Raw genomic sequence first — 14,401 nt, 5'->3', positions numbered from 1 at the left:
GCTTGATTTTGTGTTGCCTTTTTCGCTGCCTCCAAAACCTGAAATTTCTACTTGACTTTTGTTAGCAGGTCTTTCCACGGCCAAACAGCTGTTCCGCGCTGAATCCAATTTTGTTAAGCAGGAAAATTGCCGCAAATGTAACCACGCACATAATGGTGGCAATGGCGTTGATATCCGGCTCGCACCCTGAGCGGATAAGCGTAAAGATCTTCATCGGCAGCGTATAAGTTCCGAAGGGCGCCAGGTAATACTGCAGGGAGAAGCAGTTGAAGCAGAGGACAAACGACATCAGCCACCCCGCCAAAACTGCCGGAAAAATCATACGAAATGTAATATCGCGAAATACACGGAGGCCGGAGGCCCCCAGCGTGCGCCCTGCCTCTTCCGCATAGGGACTCATGGTCATCACTCTGGAGTAGGTCAGAAGGAAGGAATGCGGCATGACAGCCGCCAAGTTTCCCAAAAACATGCTCAGTATAGAACGTCCAAGGCCCAGCCAGTTAAACAGCAGGAGCAGCGATACTCCCTGTACCAGCCAAGGAACAATCACAGGGACATCCATCAAGGTCGGGAAAGTCTTGTTCCATTTTTTAGATAGCCGTCTGAGGGCCAGCGACGCCAGGATTCCCAGAACAGCCGACACCGTACTTACGGCCAGGCTGAACCAAAAAGAGAAAATCGTAGATCGTATCAGCTCTGAGCCGGCAAAAAGCTGCTGATACCATTTCAGTGTAAACTCAAAAGGAAACGTTCCGTATTTTGAGGTGTTGAAGGACATCAGGATAATAAGCACGATTGGGACAAAGAGCAGGAGCATGGTCAGCGCCAGCCATACCCGCATTACCGCCCTGAAAATACGTTCCTTTTTCTGCTTCATCAGCTCATCCCCCTATCTTTCGCTCTGCCAGCTTCATCACAAAATTAATCAGCGCAAGCGCCAGAGACATCAGCACCAGCAGCAGGAAAGACAACGTCGCACCATATCCCATATTGAGGCTCACGTTAAACTGGGTATTAATCAGGCTGCCAATCATCATGCTGTACGGGCCGCCAACTGTATCCGGCTCCACAAAGCTGCCAGCCACGGGGATAAAGATGACCAAGATCCCCGTGAGCAGCCCCGAAAAGCTCTGGGGAAGTACCACATCAACGAAAGTCCGGAACCGTCCGGCTCCCAACGTGTGGGTCGCCGCAAGCACATTGTCGTCAATTTTTTCAAGGCATGAGTAGAGGCAAAGAATCATGTAGGGCAGATACTCATACACCAAAACCAAAATGACGGCTTCTGTGGTGTAAAGAATGGAGTCCGACGCACCGCAAATCCCAAGCCACTCCAGCAGCGTCATAACAACGCCGCCGGACTGGAGCAGCTGCATAATGGAATAGATCAACAGAAGCTGAGAGACCAGTGCAGGAACAATGGACAACATCACAAACATGCTCCGGTTCTTTTCTTTGACAACCTTTGCTATGGCCCAGGCCGCCGGATAACCTATGATGATGCACAGCAGCGTTACGACCAGCGCAATATAGAAGGACTTGGCCATAAGAGAAGGGACCGCTGCAGAGCTAAACGCCATCTTGAAATTGTCCAGCGTAAATCCGCTTATTCCCGTGGTAGTGGTGATATTCCCATCCACGAAGCTGAACACAATCAGCATCAGAAGTGGAATCATACTGATGAAAAGCAGCATGGCTGCTGACGGCAGGATCAGGAGTTTGACCGGCTCTCTTCGCTTTTTCAGTTTTGAATGTAAGTTGCTTGTTTTCATCTATGCGTTCCCTTCTCTCTTTTTTGAATAAAATAGGAGGATGACCGGTAACAGTCATCCTCCGCCGGTCACGCAGACGCCTTCACGTTTGTCCAAAGATTGATCCACTCCGTCAGCGTATCCGAGCTCATCTGAAGGGACAGGTACATATTGTCCGGAGCGTCAGGATAAATCCAGAGATTTTTCTTTACGTCATCACTGAGGGCGTTGAGAACTTTCTGGTTCGCAGGCGCATACGCCTGATTCCCGTCTGTTGCCAGCCCATTCTGGAAGTCCGCGCCTGTACAGAAGTCAATCCACTTCAGCGCCAGTTCCTTTTCCGCGCTTCCCGACACCAGGCACCAGTAATCTGCCCAGCCCACTGTACCCTCTTCAGGATAAACATACTGGATGTTATACCCCTCCGCCTTCAGCTGGGTGGCGATGCTGCCCCAGACATTTCCTATCACAATGTCTCCGGCTGTGTATGCTTTGACAAAGTCATCGTAAGTGCCCCAGTAGGTTTTCACATTCGGTTTAAGCTGGATGAGGCTCTCTTCCACGGCGTCCAAATCCGGGTTGTAGGGGTCCTGGCCCAGCTTCATGGCCGCCACCTTAATCGCGGACTCATGGTCATCAAAAAAGCCTACCTTACCGGCATACTGTTCGTCCCATAGAGCCGACCAGCTGGTGATATCCTCCTTGACAACGTCCGCATTGTAGAACAGAGATGTGGTTCCCCAGATCCAGGGCACACCAAGCGCGCTCCCCTCCGGGTCCTTCACGTCGTCAATTTCTGTCAGATCCGTGCGGAGATCTCCGTAGTTCTCCAGCTCGCTGGTATCAATCGCCTCGATGACCCCATTCTGGTAGTATTCCTGGATATAAACAGGGTTGATACAGATGACATCAATCTCATTCATACCGCCGTTGAGCAGCGTCTGCATTAGTTCAGGCACCGAGCTGATAAAATAATGTTCTACCTTACAGCCGTACATTGCCTCAAACTGAGCAGCGCCGTAGTTTGCGTCCGTTCCGTAGGACTGCCAGTTTGCCACCGTGAGTGTCTGCCCGCTGAAATCCCCTGCGCCGGAGGCCTCCTTGAGTTCCGACGGCTCACCGCAGCCGGACAGCATGAAAAGCAGTGCTGCTGCCGTCATACCGCAGACAAATCTTTTCTGTTTCCTTTTCATGGTGCTCCTCCTTTTTCCTGTTTCAGTTTCTTCGGATTTTAAAAGAGACATGCCGCTGTTAAAATAATGTTGGCATAGGGGGTCATCTCGCCGGTTCTCACTATTGCCTTGCAGGCTCGAGTCTCTTCCTTCAACTGTGCATGAGTGACAAATCTAAGCTCCACCGTCTCCCCGAAATACTGTTTGATTTTCTCCAAAAGCGCAGGACAGTGAAATTTCATTTCTTCCGCTACCGTAATCCGCTCCACCAGCATATTTTCAGCCACAGCTTCCAGAACATCCCAAAACCCCGGAATTCCTTTCTTCAAGGCCAGATCAATTTTCTCCACGCCAGCAGGCACCGGAAGGCCGCAGTCGCCTATGCACAATTGGTCGGTATGCCCCAGCTCTCCAAGGACTCGGTTGATGTCACTGTTCAGCATGTAACTTTTATGCATATTTTTTACCTTCTTTTTATCTAAAGAAAATCTTTGCAGTTAAAGAATAAATCACTTTGCACATATTGTCAATACTTTTCTTTTCATTTTTTGATATTTAATATAATTTTATTGATAAAATTTTACCTTTCAAATTTTGTATTGACAGATAAAGATAAATAGTTTACCTTATAATTGAAGATTTACATGGGGAGGAGTACCATGAGGACTACGCTCAAAGATATTGCAGAAGCTACCGGTTTATCTGTCACCAGCGTCTCCCTTGTGCTCAACGCGCGGCCAAACCGTTTGTCTGAAGAGAGCCGCCGAAAGGTTCTGGAAACTGCGAACCGCCTTAACTATTCTGCCTCTTCCCATTCTTCTCCAACTGTCCATGAATGTCATTCCATTGGTCTGATTGTCCCCAACATTTCTGATTATTTTTTTGGTGAAATCGCGCAAGGTATCATTGACTGCGCACGTACCCATGACGCCACAGTTCTTCTGGGCACAAACAGCGAATCTCCTCAGATGGATAACCAGAATATTCGCTCCTTGTCCCGTCAGGGCGTCCGGGCGTTGCTGATTGTCTCCGCCCATGAACAGGCGAACGCACTGCTGAATCAGCTTCCCTTCCCTGTCATTCAGGTGGATCGCCAAAGCCTGTCGCTGAATCGCAGCGCAGTGCTGCTCAATCACCGCAAGGGCGGCTATCTGGCTACGCGGCATCTGATTGATTTGGGCCACAGGCACATCGCCTGTATTACAGGCCCGAGCGCTCAGGCCAGCAGCCAGCAGCGGCTGGCCGGCTACTGCTGGGCCTTTGAGGAGTCCCGCCTTCCGTTACCCAAAAATTCCATTTTCGAGGGGGATTATTCCCCCAAAAGCGGATATCAGCTGCTCGATTCCATCATAGACGGAGGCTTTTCCGCCGTTTTTTGCGGGAATGACATGATGGCCATCGGCATCTACAAGCGCATGCGCGAGCTGGGACTTAAGCCGGCCCAGGATCTCTCCATCGTCGGATTTGATGATATCTCATTTGCTGATTTGCTGGAGGTTCCATTAACCACGATCCGCCAGTCGGGCTACAATATTGGCTTTGAGGCCTGCAAACGCGCGTTTCTTGAATTGGACAATCCTGCTTTACCCAAGCAAACAATCCAGTTTGAACCCGAGCTGGTTGTGCGGCAGAGCACGCGGAAAAAGGAGGAGTGACGCCATGCAGCGTATTATTGTGATTGGATCTGTTAACCGCGATCACCTGTATTCTGTTCCGCATATTGTCCGTCCCGGAGAAACCATTGCCAGTGAATCCTACCGGACAGGCTGGGGCGGAAAAGGCCTGAACCAAGCCATCGCCCTGGCAAAGGCTGGTGCGCAGGTATCCCTCATCGCAAAAGTCGGGCATGAGGATTATGCCTCCCTCTCCGCCCTTTGCTCTGCGTACTCTCTCGACATTTCTCAGGTGCGTTCCTGTGCGCTTCCCACCGGCCATGCACTTATCCAATTGGATTCGTCCGGCCAAAACTGTATCATTGTTCACTCCGGCGCAAACGGTGCCTTTACCGAAGATGATATTCAGTCGTTTTTAACCGGCTGCCGGGCCGGCGATATCTTCCTTCTGCAAAACGAGATCAATTCCTCCGCCCAAATAATCCGCGAAATCAAAAAAAGGGGCGGCAAAGCCGCCCTCAACCCCTCTCCTTTTACACCAGATATCCTGCACTGGCCATTGGAACGCCTGGATTACCTGATTTTGAACGAGAGCGAGGCTGCCTCCATGACCGGTGCAGACTCCTCCGACAAAGCGCTTGAGATTCTTTGCGCCGCTTATCCGGCGCTTAACATCTTCCTTACGCTCGGAGCAGAAGGTTCCTGTTTCGCCTGCGGAAATACGCGCCATTTCCAGCCCGCTCACAAGGTCCGCGCCATAGACACCACCGGTGCGGGAGATACCTATACAGGATTTCTTCTGGCCGAACTATCCCGCGGTTCCTCCGTCGAACGCGCTATGTCCGTTGCCACAGAGGCGTCCTGTCTATGTGTCACGCGCCCGGGTGCCGTGGATTCCATCCCAAGCCGTTCCGAAATTTTCTCCCTCAGCTGAGTTCAGCCATGCGGCATTCCGGACGCCGTCCGCTCTGTTTCTATCCGAAGCATCCGCCCGATTGTGTTGAACCGTCCTTTCCCGGAAAAAAGTCCGCGTGTCCAATTGGACACGCGGACTTTTTCACTCCTTTAATCTTCGGTATACCGTAAAGTACATGGTGAGGATGCAGGCCAGGCCGCCGACGACGTTGGAGATGGGCTCGGCCAGGAATACGCCATTGTAGCCGAAACCCAGAGGAGGCAGCAGAAGCGTCAGAGGCGCTACAATAAACGCCTTGCGCAGCAGGGAGAAGAAGATGGCGTTCTTGCTGCGGCCCAGGCCCACAAAGACAGACTGACCGATAAACTGGAGGGACATGCAGAAGAAGATGGAGAAGTAGAGCCGGAAGGCAGGCACACCTGTCGCAACCAATTCTGCGTCGCTGTTGAACAGGTGAATAAAGGCGGCGGGAAACAGCATGACTACCGCCCAGACAGCCAGCGAATACCCCATAGTCACCGCCGTGGTAAACCGGATGCCCTGCCGGACCCGGTTATAGGCCCCGGCGCCGTAGTTGTACCCCAGCACCGGCTGGCAGCCCTGGGTAATGCCGCTGACCGGCATGGTGATGACCTCCCGCACTGAGTTGATGACGGTCATCACGCCCACATACAGGTCGCCGTACCCCGCGCCGCCCCAGCGCTGGAGGGTGGCGTTGCATAAAATCTGCACCAGGGAGTTGGTGAGGGCCATGATAAAGCCGGAGGTGCCCAGCCCCAGAATCCGCGCCGCCCGGGCGGCCCGGAGCTTCATCCGGCTCAGCCGAAGCCGCAGGATGGCCCGCTCGCCTGTGAGAAACCACAGCACCCACGCCGCTGAGCAGGCCTGGGAGATCACCGTGGCAATGGCGGCCCCCTGCACCCCCAGCCCAAAGCCGAAGTCAAAGATGAAGATGGGGTCCAGCACAATATTCACCACTGCGCCGATGGACACAGTGAGCATTCCCATTCTGCCAAATCCCTGGGCATTGATGAAAGGGTTCATCCCCAGGCTGATCATGACAAAAATTGTGCCCAAGGCATAGGTGGACAGGTAGCTGTCCGCATAGGGAAATGTGTCATCGCTGGCGCCAAAAAGATAGAGAATGGGCTGGCGGAACAGAAGGATGAGGGCAGTAAGGGCCACGCCCAGCACCAGCAGCAGGGTAAAGGAATTTCCCTGGACCCATTCGGCCTCCTCGCTGTCCCCCTTCCCCCGGCAGATGGAACACAGCGGCGCGCCGCCGGTACCGCACAGGTTGGCAAAGCCGATGATGATGGAGATGACCGGCAGCACCAGACCCACGCCGGTGAGGGCCAGCCGCCCCACCCCCGGCAGGCGTCCAATATACATGCGGTCTACTATATTATAGAGGATGTTCACCAGCTGGGCTGCCGTCATGGGCAGGGCCAGCCTGGCGATGGCCCGGGACACACTCCCCTTTGTAAAATCGTTTTTCGCTTCCGCCACGGGTCCGCTTCCTTTCCGGTTTGACTTTTTCTGTCCTCATTGTATACTATTTCTGAATACAGGGCAAGGAAGATCCCCTGCCCGGGAAAGGACGGCATTTTGTTATGACGCTGCTGGAGGAGGCGCGGGCGTTGGCCCCGGCGCTGGAGAAATTAAAGGCTCAGCTCCACCGCAGGCCGGAGCTGAGCTTCCACGAGGTCAACACCACCGCCAAAATTCGTGCTCTGCTGGAGCCTTTGGGGGTGGAATTCCTGGAGCTGGGCATGGAGACCGGCGTGGCCGCCCTGCTGCGGGGCGGACGCCCAGGCCCCACCGTGGCCCTGCGGGCCGACATCGACGCCATTACCCTTCAGGAGCCCGGCGGTCCTGGGACCTCGGAGGTGGAGGGCGTCATGCACGCCTGCGGCCACGACTTTCACACTGCCTGTCTCTACGGCGCGGCCAGGCTCCTCTTCTCCCGCCGGGAACAGCTCTCCGGCGCTGTGCTGCTCATCTTCCAGCCCGCCGAGGAGGTCACCCAGGGTGCCGCGGCCATGCTGCGCCGCGGTCTGTGGGAGAAGGCCGGGGGCAAACCCGCCGCTATTTTCGGCCTCCACAACCGGCCCGAGGTACCCTGTGGCCAAATTGCCGTGCTCCCCGGCCCTATCATGGCGGGCAAGAACAACTTTACCCTCACCCTCCACGGCAGGAGCGGCCACGGCGGCTCCCCTCACAAGTGCGTGGACGTGATTGTCCCAGGCGCGGCCATTGTCAGCGCCGCCCAGACCGTGGTGAGCCGCTGCACCGACCCGCTGGACAGCCTGGTGTGCTCGGTGTGCTCCATCCATGCGGGTACGCCGGACAACTTTGCCCCCGACCTGCTCACCATGACGGGCAGCCTGCGGGCCCACTCGGATAAGGTGCTCGCCGACGCCTCTGACAGGCTGGAGGCCCTGGCAAAGGATATTGCCGCCGCTTACGGCTGCAAGGCCGACTTTGTGCTGGAGCCCCAGGTGCCCGTCACCTGGAACGGCCCGGAGGCCACCGCTCTGGCCCGCCGGGCCGCGGAGGATCTGGTGGGCGCGGAGAACATCGTGCAGCCCCGCCCCGACATGGGCAGCGAGGACTTCGCCGTACTCTCCCAGGGCATTCCCAGCTTCTTCTACTGGCTGGGCTCCGGCTTTCCCGGCTGTGAGAACCCCTGCTGGCACAGCGTCCGCTTCCGCACCGACGACCAGGCCCTTCCCCTTGGCGCCGCCCTGCTGGCCCGCTCGGCAGAGCTGGCGCTGGAGCACTTTTCCGCCGGAAAAATCTGACACGCCAATTTTTTTATTTTGTATATCCACGTCCCGGAAACACTTGTCCGGGATGTGGATTTTTTACGAAAATATTATAAAATATATATTGACATTTCTTTGTCAAAGTGCAATAATAATCCACGGTAAGAATCGTTATTTTTTTATCAATTCATTCTGATATCTTATTTGGAGGTTTGCGCTATGTCCAGATTTACTCTTCCCCGTGACATTTACTATGGTGCCAACGCTCTGGAGACCCTCAAGACCCTGAAGGGCAAGAAGGCCGTTCTGGTGCTGGGCGGCGGCTCCATGAAGCGCTTCGGCTTTGTGGACAAAGCTCTGGGCTACCTGAAGGAGGCTGGCATTGAGACCAAGCTCATCGAGAACGTGGAGCCCGACCCCTCTGTTGAGACCGTCATGAAGGGCGCCGCTGTGATGCGCGAGTTCGAGCCCGATTGGATCATCGCCATGGGCGGCGGCTCCCCTATCGACGCCGCCAAGGCCATGTGGGCATTCTATGAGTACCCCGAGACCACCTTTGAGGACCTGATCACCCCCTTCAGCTTCCCCGAACTGCGTCAGAAGGCCAAGTTCTGCGCCATCCCCTCCACCTCCGGCACTGCCACCGAGGTTACCGCCTTCTCCGTCATCACCGACTATCACAAGGGCATCAAGTATCCTCTGGCCGACTTCAATATTACCCCCGACGTGGCCATCGTTGACCCCGCTCTGGCCGAGACCATGCCTCCCCACCTGGTGGCCTACACCGGTATGGACGCTCTGACCCACGCCATCGAGGCCTATGTGTCCACCCTGCACACCGTGTTTACCGATCCTCTGGCTCTGGAGGCCATTCACATTGTGGAGAAGGACCTCATCAAGTCCTTCAAGGGCGACATGGCCTGCCGCGAGGAGATGCACTATGGTCAGTGCCTGGCCGGCATGGCCTTCTCCAACGCCCTGCTGGGTATTGTCCACTCCATGGCCCACAAGACCGGCGCCGCCTTCTCCACCGGCCACATCACCCACGGCCTGGCAAACGCCATGTACCTGCCCTATGTCATCGCCTACAACGCCAAGGCTGACGGCGTTGCCGAGCGCTACGCCCAGATCGCCCGCACCATGGGTGTTGTGGGTGACACCACCGCCGAGCTGGTTGAGGGCCTGCGCGCCAAGATCCGCTCCATGAACGACACCATGGGCATCCCCAACACGCTGAAGGACTTCGGCATCATTGAGGACGAGTTCAAGGAGAAGCTGGAGACCATCGCCACCAACGCTGTGGGCGATGCCTGCACCGGCTCCAACCCCCGTCCCATCGACCCCGCTACCATGGCCAAGCTGTTCACCTGCATCTACTACGGCACTGAGGTGGACTTCTAATCTTACCACTCCTTTTCCCTCCTACATACAGAGCGGCGCAACCCAAATGGGTTGCGCCGCTCTGGTTTTTTGCTTAATGTACAAAGGTCACGCCGGAAAAGCAGGTCTCCGGGTCGGCCAGCGTCCCGTCCAGCCGAATCTCCACATGGAGATGGGGACCGGTAGCCATGCCGGTCTGGCCCACATAGCCCACGTTCTGGCCCTGTGCCACCTGGTCCCCCTCCGCCACCGCGCAGGCAGACAGGTTGGCAAAGAGTATTTCCCCGCCGTCCCAGCCGATGACCACATAGTTGCCGTACGCCTGGTTAAAGGCGGCCTCCAGCACCTGGCCGCTCCGGGGCGCGTACACCGCCGCGCCGCTCTCCGCCCGGATGTCCAGGCCGTCATGGCTGGTGGTCTCTCCGGTGATGGGATGCACCCGGGTGCCGAAGGGCATGGTCACCGTCAGGGTGTCTCCATCCAGGGGGGACAGCAGTTCCTCCGTCTCCACCCCGGCGGCCTCCGCCTGCTCCACCGTAGCCAACGGCTCCGAGATGACCAGCAGGTCGGGCTGCTTGCTCTCCTCCGCCTGTCCGGTCAGGTCGGCGGCACAGGCTCCGGCCAGTACGCCGCACAGGCACAGCGCCGCCGACGCGCCCACCGCTACAACGCCTGCCAGTCTGCCTTTGGACTCAAATTTCATAATGGCATACAACCTCTCTTTCAGCTGTTCTCCGTCCCTGCTCATGGCAAGGGTCATGTTGTTCTTGGTTGGTCCCGATACAGGCCGGGCCAGAGCCAGGAGAGACGCGCCGTAGATCCTGCGGCCGTGCTCGTCCAGCCGTCCCAGCACGCTCTCGTCGCAGGAGAGCTCACATTCCCGGCTCAGCTCCCGCCGGAGCACATAGACCAGCGGGTTGAACCAGTGGATGCACACCGCCGCCTCCGCCAGCCACTTATAGCACAGGTCCAGCCGCCGGTAGTGGGTCAGCTCGTGGAGCAGCGCCCCCCGGAGCACCTCCTCCCCGCTGTTCTCGTCGGCCAGGAGCACCATGGGCCGGAGCAGTCCGGCCTGCATGGGAGATCGGAGACCGGGGCAGACCAACAATTTGGGTGGCCTTGTCACCCCCAGCATACGGCAGGCGTCCTCATAGACCGCCCGGGCCCGCTCCCCAGCCGTGCAGCTCTCCCGCTCCAGCGCACGGATGCAGCGGACATACCGCCACACTGCCCGCAGAGCAAGGACAATAGCCACCGTCCCCCACAAAATGACCAGCAGTCCGGGCAGCAGGGACAGCAAATCCAGCCCTGTCCCCTGCCGGTCCGGCCCTGCCAGCACCATATCCGGCGCTCTCAGCCACGGCGCACCGTCAGAAATGGCCTCGGGCAATGCCTGGCTGACACCCTCAGGCAGACGGACGGTGGGAAACACAGGCAGGAGCAGCCGCGCCAAGGGCACCAGCCAGAGATAGTACTGTCCGCTGTGCCCCAGCCGGCGGCGCAGCAGGGGCCGAACGGCCAGCAGCACCACAATGAGCACCGACCCGGACAGGGTCAGGCTGAGCAGCGTGGACAGCGCCCCGCCCATCACGCCTTCCCGCCCTTCTCCCAAAAGGCCTTCAGCTCGTCCAGGTCCTCCGCGGTAAGGCAGTCCTGCTTCAGGAGCGAGGACACCAGCCGCCCGGCATTGCCGCCGTACACCTTATCCAGGAAGGACCGGGTCTGCTGGTCGGCGTAGTCCTCCTCCCGCAGAAGGGCCACATACACGTTCAGCCGGCCGTTCTTCTCCACCGCCAGCATCTCCTTCTCCACCAGCCGGGAGAGAAAGGTGAGCACCGTGTTGGCCTTCCAGTCCTTCCCCTGCCCCGCCAGGGTCTCCATCACCTGGGCAAAGCGGGCCCGCCCGCCCCGGCTCCAGATTACCCGCATCAGCTCCAGCTCGGAGTCCGACAGCTGCCGTTTTTCCATGGAAATCCCTCCAGTATTTCAACTACAACTTGTAGGTGTATTTATATTAACATCTTGTAGGTGAAAAGTCAAGCAAAAAATCCTCTCCCGGCGGGAGAGGATTTTGCACCTTCTTAAACTGTTTAAAGTTCAAAAAAGTGGTTTGATTTTACATGAAAGACAACCCTGACGGTTTTCTTTTGCACTTTCTTTCCCTCCGAAGCTTTAAGTCTCAGGGTTTATTGCAGTCCTTTTCTATCTCTCTACGCCAGCCCCAGCAGCCGTGCGGTGGTGGCCGTCAGGAAGCACAGCGCCATGCCGATGGCCGTGGGCAGCGCAAAGCCCAGCAGGGTCCACTTCCAGCTGCCGCTCTCCTTGCGGATGGTCATGCAGGTGGTGGAGCAGGGCCAGTGGACCAGGGAGAAGAGCATGGTGCACACTGCTGTCAGCCAGGTCCAGCCCTGGTCCACCAGCAGGGTATGCAAGGCGTCCAGGCTCTCGTAGCCGGTCAGGCTGCCGGTGGCCAGGTAGGCCATGAGCATAATGGGAATGACAATCTCGTTGGCGGGAAAGCCCAGGAGAAAGGCGGCCAAAATCACGCCGTCCATGCCCAGTGCCCGGCCCAGAGGGTCCAAAAAGCCGGTGCAGTGGGCCAGCAAGCTGGCACCCCCCACCTGTACGTTGGCCAGCACCCAGATGAGCAGCCCAGCGGGGGCGGCAATCATCACCGCCCGGCCCAGCACGAATACCGTCCGGTCCAGCACCGAGCGGACAATCACCTGTCCCACCCTGGGGCGGCGGTAGGGCGGCAGCTCCAGGGTGAAGGAGGAGGGCACCCCCTTGAGCACCGTGGCTGACAGCAGCCGGGAGACCTGGAAGGTGAGCAGCACCCCCAGCACGATCACTCCGGTGAGCAGCAGGGCGGACAGCAGCGCCCGCCCCGGCCCGCCGCCGGTGCCCACAAAGAACATGGTGATGATGGCGATAAGGGTGGGAAACCGGCCGTTGCAGGGCACAAAGCTGTTGGTCAGCATGGCGATAAGCCGCTCACGGGGAGAGTCGATAATGCGGCAGCCCACCACTCCGGCGGCGTTGCAGCCGAAGCCCATGGCCATGGTGAGAGCCTGCTTGCCGCAGGCTCTGGCCTTCTGAAAGGCATGGTCCAGTACAAAGGCCACCCGGGGCAGATAGCCAAAGTCCTCCAGCAGGGTGAAGATGGGGAAAAAGATGGCCATGGGGGGCAGCATCACCGACACCACCCAGGCCAGCACCCGGTAGATCCCCAATACCAGCGCCCCGTGGAGCCACTCCGGGGCATTCCAGTATGTAAACAGGCCGGTCAGCCGGTCCTGGAGCCAGAAGAGGCAGTCAGACAGCAGCTGGGAGGGGTAGTTTGCCCCCTGAATGGTCAGCCAGAACACCCCCGCCAGCAGCGCCAGCATTACCGGGATGCCGGTGGCACGGCTGGTGAAAATCCGGTCCAGCCTGCGGTCCCGGCGGGCGTAGTCCTCCTTGGTGCACCTCACCGCCCCGGCGCACACCGCCTCGGCGGTCATCACCAGTCCGGCGGCCAGCCGGTCCCCCAGGTTCTCCCGGCTGACCCCCCGCGCCTCCAGCCACCTCCAGATCTCCGCCAGGGCTGCGCTCAGCTTCTCGTCCTCTGTCAGGCGGAAGTCCAGCGTCTCCTCCAGCCTGGCCAGCAGCCCCGGTTCCCCCTCCAGCAGCCGCAGGGCGGTCCAGCGGCTCGGGAGCTTCCCCTCCGTCCGCTCCTCTATCATCGGGATCAGGCGCTCCACCGCCATCTCAATGGGGCCGGGATACTGTACCCGGATGGGCTTGGGCGGCTGTTCCGCAGACATGATGTTCTCCGCCGCGTCCAGCAGCGCCTCCAGCCCCTGGCCCTTCCCGGCGCAGGTCCCCGCCACGGGCACCCCCAGCCGCTCCGACAACTGCTCCAGATCCACCCGGATGCCCTTTTTGGCCGCCTCGTCCATCAGGTTGACGCACACCACCGTGCGGGGCTCCAGCTCCAGGGTCTGGAGCACCAGGTTCATGTTACGCTCCAGGCAGGTGGCGTCGCACACCACAACGGCCCCGTCCGCCCCGCCGAAGCACAGGAAATCCCGGGCTACCTCCTCCTCGGCGGAGTGGGCCATGAGGGAGTAGGTACCCGGCAGGTCCACCAGGATATAGCCCCGCCCCCTGTGCTCGCACCGGCCCTGGGCGCTGCCCACTGTCTTGCCCGGCCAGTTTCCTGTGTGCTGACGCATACCGGTCAGACTGTTGAACACAGTGGATTTGCCCACGTTGGGGTTGCCCGCCAGGGCGATGATCTTGTCGTCCGGCCGGATCTTTTCAATGTTCAGGCCATGGTCCACCGCCGCCCCACCGGTGGACGCCCCGGTCAGGCCCACCGGGGTTCCTCCCCGGCAGAGGCCGGGCAAAATGCGCCGGCAGGCTCCACCCGGATGCCTGCGGCGTCCCGCGCCCGCAGGGCCACCACCGCCCCCCGGATGAGATAGGCCGACGGGTCGCCCGCCGGGCTTGCGGCCACACAGGTCACCCTGGTGCCGGGGATGAGGCCCATATCCATCAGGCGGCGGCGCATGGCCCGCTCGCCCGCCACCTCTGCCACCCGGGCGCTTGCACCCACTTCCAGGCCGCAGAGAGAAATCAATTCGCTCATATTGGAACGCTCCTCACATAACATGTAGGCGGGGGATGGTTCTCCCCCATCTATCCTATTGAGCCGCTCTTCCGGTGGTGACGGCATAAGGAGGGACCGGCTGTGAGACGTCCATACCCACCCCGGTGGAGAAAGAGACGGGTGAGAAGAAATTCCGGCGGTTGGAAC

13 protein-coding genes are annotated in these 14,401 nt (G+C 58.5%); 4 read left to right on the top strand and 9 right to left on the bottom strand.

Annotated elements, in window-relative coordinates; all coding sequences use genetic code 11:
* Window positions 1-61: 61 nt before the first annotated feature.
* From Q0K06_RS01870 to rbsD, 4 genes are all read right to left on the bottom strand, one after another.
* Window positions 62-877, bottom strand: coding sequence for an ABC transporter permease (locus Q0K06_RS01870; protein WP_294547768.1), 816 nt, complete (start codon window positions 875-877; stop codon window positions 62-64).
* A gap of 4 nt (window positions 878-881) precedes the next feature.
* The gene (locus Q0K06_RS01865) at window positions 882-1,772 is read right to left on the bottom strand and encodes an ABC transporter permease (protein ID WP_294547765.1); all 891 of its coding nucleotides are present in this window, start codon (window positions 1,770-1,772) and stop codon (window positions 882-884) included.
* Between the two features lie 68 nt (window positions 1,773-1,840).
* Window positions 1,841-2,944, bottom strand: a complete 1,104-nt coding sequence (locus tag Q0K06_RS01860) for an extracellular solute-binding protein (RefSeq protein WP_294547763.1) — start codon at window positions 2,942-2,944, stop codon at window positions 1,841-1,843.
* Between the two features lie 38 nt (window positions 2,945-2,982).
* Window positions 2,983-3,381 carry a D-ribose pyranase gene (rbsD, locus tag Q0K06_RS01855; protein ID WP_294547761.1) on the bottom strand — a complete coding sequence of 133 codons (399 nt, stop codon included), beginning with the start codon at window positions 3,379-3,381 and terminating at the stop codon, window positions 2,983-2,985.
* Window positions 3,382-3,582: 201 nt separating this feature from the next.
* Here rbsD and Q0K06_RS01850 point away from each other — a divergent pair, with 201 nt between their 5' ends.
* Both Q0K06_RS01850 and Q0K06_RS01845 read left to right on the top strand, forming a co-directional pair.
* Window positions 3,583-4,578, top strand: a complete 996-nt coding sequence (locus Q0K06_RS01850; protein WP_294547758.1) for a LacI family DNA-binding transcriptional regulator — start codon at window positions 3,583-3,585, stop codon at window positions 4,576-4,578.
* Between the two features lie 4 nt (window positions 4,579-4,582).
* Complete coding sequence (locus Q0K06_RS01845) at window positions 4,583-5,470, top strand: ribokinase (protein ID WP_294547755.1); 888 nt, start codon at window positions 4,583-4,585, stop codon at window positions 5,468-5,470.
* 123 nt (window positions 5,471-5,593) lie between these two features.
* On the opposite strand, the gene Q0K06_RS01840 is transcribed toward Q0K06_RS01845, so the two are convergent.
* On the bottom strand, window positions 5,594-6,961 hold the full coding sequence (locus tag Q0K06_RS01840; protein ID WP_294547752.1) for an MATE family efflux transporter: 1,368 nt from the start codon (window positions 6,959-6,961) through the stop codon (window positions 5,594-5,596).
* A gap of 104 nt (window positions 6,962-7,065) precedes the next feature.
* Here Q0K06_RS01840 and Q0K06_RS01835 point away from each other — a divergent pair, with 104 nt between their 5' ends.
* Together Q0K06_RS01835 and Q0K06_RS01830 are read left to right on the top strand one after the other, a co-directional pair.
* Window positions 7,066-8,256, top strand: a complete 1,191-nt coding sequence (locus Q0K06_RS01835; RefSeq protein ID WP_294547748.1) for a M20 family metallopeptidase — start codon at window positions 7,066-7,068, stop codon at window positions 8,254-8,256.
* A gap of 183 nt (window positions 8,257-8,439) precedes the next feature.
* Window positions 8,440-9,621: an iron-containing alcohol dehydrogenase gene (locus Q0K06_RS01830; RefSeq protein ID WP_294547746.1), complete on the top strand. Its 1,182-nt coding sequence runs from the start codon at window positions 8,440-8,442 to the stop codon at window positions 9,619-9,621.
* A 73-nt stretch (window positions 9,622-9,694) separates the two neighbouring features.
* Here Q0K06_RS01830 and Q0K06_RS01825 read toward each other — a convergent pair whose 3' ends face one another.
* From Q0K06_RS01825 to Q0K06_RS01810, 4 genes are all read right to left on the bottom strand, one after another.
* Entirely contained in the window at window positions 9,695-11,188 is a 1,494-nt protein-coding gene (locus Q0K06_RS01825) for a M23/M56 family metallopeptidase (protein ID WP_294547744.1), read from the bottom strand.
* Window positions 11,188-11,568: a BlaI/MecI/CopY family transcriptional regulator gene (locus Q0K06_RS01820; RefSeq protein WP_294547741.1), complete on the bottom strand. Its 381-nt coding sequence runs from the start codon at window positions 11,566-11,568 to the stop codon at window positions 11,188-11,190. Before Q0K06_RS01820 ends, Q0K06_RS01825 begins: the two co-directional genes overlap by 1 nt.
* A 242-nt stretch (window positions 11,569-11,810) precedes the next feature.
* The gene (gene feoB / locus Q0K06_RS01815; RefSeq protein WP_294547739.1) at window positions 11,811-13,961 is read right to left on the bottom strand and encodes a ferrous iron transport protein B; all 2,151 of its coding nucleotides are present in this window, start codon (window positions 13,959-13,961) and stop codon (window positions 11,811-11,813) included.
* Window positions 13,952-14,233 (bottom strand): FeoA family protein, encoded by a 282-nt coding sequence (locus Q0K06_RS01810; RefSeq protein WP_294547737.1) that lies wholly within the window; start codon window positions 14,231-14,233, stop codon window positions 13,952-13,954. The genes feoB and Q0K06_RS01810 overlap by 10 nt, the downstream gene beginning before the upstream one ends.
* Window positions 14,234-14,401 lie beyond the last annotated feature (168 nt).

Origin of the sequence: uncultured Pseudoflavonifractor sp., from assembly GCF_944387805.1 — a bacterium.
In the GTDB taxonomy this organism is placed as follows: domain Bacteria; phylum Bacillota; class Clostridia; order Oscillospirales; family Oscillospiraceae; genus Pseudoflavonifractor.
Note: the sequence above shows the minus strand (reverse complement) of the source record. Positions and strands in the feature narration are given on the sequence as shown.

What these genes read in the sequence shown, in the direction of transcription:
- Q0K06_RS01830 (WP_294547746.1), top strand. Translation starts at nt 8,440, where the DNA reads ATGTCCAGATTTACTCTTCCCCGTGACATTTACTATGGTGCCAACGCT.
- Q0K06_RS01825 (WP_294547744.1), bottom strand. Translation starts at nt 11,188, where the DNA reads ATGGGCGGGGCGCTGTCCACGCTGCTCAGCCTGACCCTGTCCGGGTCG.
- Q0K06_RS01810 (WP_294547737.1), bottom strand. Translation starts at nt 14,233, where the DNA reads ATGAGCGAATTGATTTCTCTCTGCGGCCTGGAAGTGGGTGCAAGCGCC.
- rbsD (WP_294547761.1), bottom strand. Translation starts at nt 3,381, where the DNA reads ATGCATAAAAGTTACATGCTGAACAGTGACATCAACCGAGTCCTTGGA.
- Q0K06_RS01835 (WP_294547748.1), top strand. Translation starts at nt 7,066, where the DNA reads ATGACGCTGCTGGAGGAGGCGCGGGCGTTGGCCCCGGCGCTGGAGAAA.
- Q0K06_RS01870 (WP_294547768.1), bottom strand. Translation starts at nt 877, where the DNA reads ATGAAGCAGAAAAAGGAACGTATTTTCAGGGCGGTAATGCGGGTATGG.
- Q0K06_RS01850 (WP_294547758.1), top strand. Translation starts at nt 3,583, where the DNA reads ATGAGGACTACGCTCAAAGATATTGCAGAAGCTACCGGTTTATCTGTC.
- Q0K06_RS01845 (WP_294547755.1), top strand. Translation starts at nt 4,583, where the DNA reads ATGCAGCGTATTATTGTGATTGGATCTGTTAACCGCGATCACCTGTAT.
- Q0K06_RS01865 (WP_294547765.1), bottom strand. Translation starts at nt 1,772, where the DNA reads ATGAAAACAAGCAACTTACATTCAAAACTGAAAAAGCGAAGAGAGCCG.
- Q0K06_RS01820 (WP_294547741.1), bottom strand. Translation starts at nt 11,568, where the DNA reads ATGGAAAAACGGCAGCTGTCGGACTCCGAGCTGGAGCTGATGCGGGTA.
- Q0K06_RS01860 (WP_294547763.1), bottom strand. Translation starts at nt 2,944, where the DNA reads ATGAAAAGGAAACAGAAAAGATTTGTCTGCGGTATGACGGCAGCAGCA.